This is a genomic window from Streptomyces sp. SID3343, from assembly GCF_009865215.1.
GTDB lineage: Bacteria > Actinomycetota > Actinomycetes > Streptomycetales > Streptomycetaceae > Embleya.
The window spans coordinates 1-2,145 of sequence record NZ_WWJX01000432.1; the positions used below are offsets into that span (position 1 = coordinate 1).

Annotated in this window: 2 protein-coding genes; both read left to right on the forward strand. The window is 72.2% G+C overall.

The genetic code is table 11. The features are described from left to right. The first annotated feature begins 84 nt into the window (after positions 1–84). The gene (locus GT354_RS14115; RefSeq protein WP_161356658.1) at positions 85–1,848 is read left to right on the forward strand and encodes a penicillin-binding protein 2; all 1,764 of its coding nucleotides are present in this window, start codon (positions 85–87) and stop codon (positions 1,846–1,848) included. A 48-nt stretch (positions 1,849–1,896) separates the two neighbouring features. Then, a partial coding sequence (locus GT354_RS14120; protein ID WP_346012023.1) for a Mur ligase domain-containing protein occupies positions 1,897–2,145 on the forward strand: 249 nt, incomplete at its 3' end.

The following is a 2,145-nucleotide window of genomic DNA, read 5'->3' on the forward strand; positions in this document are numbered from 1 at the left end:
GCTTCGCGCCCGCGCCCGACCCGAACCCGCGACGCTCACCCCCCGCGCCCGGGCACTGCGCGCCAGGGGCGCTACCGCGGGCGGATGGGCGACCCGCGCAAGCGACTGCGCATCGGGCTGGTCGCGCTCGGGGTCGTGCTGACCCTGTTCACCGGTCGGCTGCTCCAGCTCCAGGCCCTCGACGCCCCCGCCTACGCCGCGCAGGCCGCCGCCAAGCGGGTGCAGACCGTCAACGTGCCCGCCGAGCGCGGCTCGCTCACCGACGCGCACGGGGTGAGCCTGGCCAAGTCGGTCGACGCGTACGACGTCACCGCCGATCCCACCCAGGTGCAGAAGTACGACCCGCGCGCGACCGCCGCCGCGCTGGCCCCGCTCGTGGGCGGCGACCCCGCCGCCATCGAACAGAAGCTGCGCGTGCCCAAGTCGCGCTACGTGGTGCTCGCGCCACAGGTCGACCCGGCCGTGTGGAACCACATCCGCCAGGTGCAGAAGGACCTCGGCAAGGTGGGGCGTGACGACCTCGTCGGCATCTATTCGACGAAGCACAGCAAGCGCGTCTATCCGGCAGGCCCGGTCGGCGCCAACCTGATCGGCTTCGTCAACGCCACCGGGCACGGTGGCGGCGGGCTGGAGATGACGCTCGACAACCGACTCGCCGGCAAGGACGGCCGCACCACACAGGAAGTGGTCTACGGGCGCCGCGTCCCCACCTCCGACCTGACCGGCCAACAGGCCGTGCCCGGCGCCGACGTACAACTGACCGTCGACCGCGACCTCCAGTGGTACGCCGAGCAGTTGATCGCCCAGAAGGTCGCCGAGACCAAGTCGGAGTCCGGCACCGTCGTGGTCCAGGACGTGCGCACCGGACAGATCCTGGCGATGTCCACGGCGCCCGGCTACGACCCCAACCACATCGGCCCGGGCGACGTGCACAACCTCGGCAACCGGGCCGTCGAAGAGGCGTACGAACCGGGCAGTACCGGCAAGGTGATGACGATGGCCGCGGTCATCCAGGAGGGCAAGGCCGCCCCCGGCACGCACGTGACCGTGCCCAACCGACTCGCGCGAGCCGACCAACAGTTCAAGGACGAGCACGACCACCCGACCCAACAACTGACCCTGGCCGGGGTGCTCGCCAAGTCCAGCAACATCGGCACGATCCTCGCGTCGGAAACGCTCTCGCCCAACCGGGCCGAGGCCAACGCGAAGCTGCACGACTACCTCACCCGGTTCGGCGTCGGCCGCCCCTCCGGCCTCGACTTCCCGGGCGAAACGCCCGGAATCCTGGCCCAGCCGCAGAAGTGGGACGGCTCACAGCAGTACACGATTCCGTTCGGCCAGGGACTGTCGGTCAACTCGGTCCAGGCCACCTCGGTCTTCCAGACCATCGCCAACGGCGGCGTGCGGATCGCACCGAGTCTGGTCAAGGGCCAGACCGGCCCCGACGGCACGTTCAAGCCCGCCGCCGCGCCCGCGTCCAACGTCGTGGTCAGCCCGGAGACCGCGCGCCAGGTGAGCGACATGTTGGAGACGGTGGTCGCCGACGACGGCGGCACCGGCAAGAACGGCCGGATCGCCGGCTACCGGGTCGCGGGCAAGACCGGCACCGCCAACCGCGTCGACCCCAAGACCGGCCGCTACAACGGCTACACGACGTCCTTCATCGGCTTCGCGCCCGCCGACAACCCGCAGGTCGTGGTGTCGGTGACGCTCCAGGCGCCCGGCATCGACGGCGGCGGCGGCAGCCTGTGCGCGCCGGTGTTCCAGCAGGTGATGACGTTCGCGTTGCAAAGCCGCAAGATCGCCCCCAGCGGCACCCCGCCGGTCGATCTCCCGGTCCAGTGGTGAACCCCGCGCGGACGAGGCAGGCACCCAAAGCGCGGTAGCCTGCCCGCCGTGCCCAACCGTGATCTGCGCCGCCCCACCGAGGTGCGCCCCCAACCTCTGACCGGCCTGGCCGGGTTCGTCCGCGCCCCCCTCACGGGGGCTCGGACCGACCCGGAGGCGACGCTGACGGGCGTTACCCACGACTCGCGGGCCGTGCGCCCGGGGGACCTGTACGCGGGTCTGCCCGGCGCCCGGTTCCACGGCGCCGCGTTCGCCGCGCAGGCCGCCGCGGCCGGCGCGGTCGCGCTGCTCACCGAT

Bases quoted from the DNA above. Each gene is read 5' to 3' on its own strand.
- GT354_RS14115 (WP_161356658.1), top strand. From the start codon at position 85: ATGGGCGACCCGCGCAAGCGACTGCGCATCGGGCTGGTCGCGCTCGGG.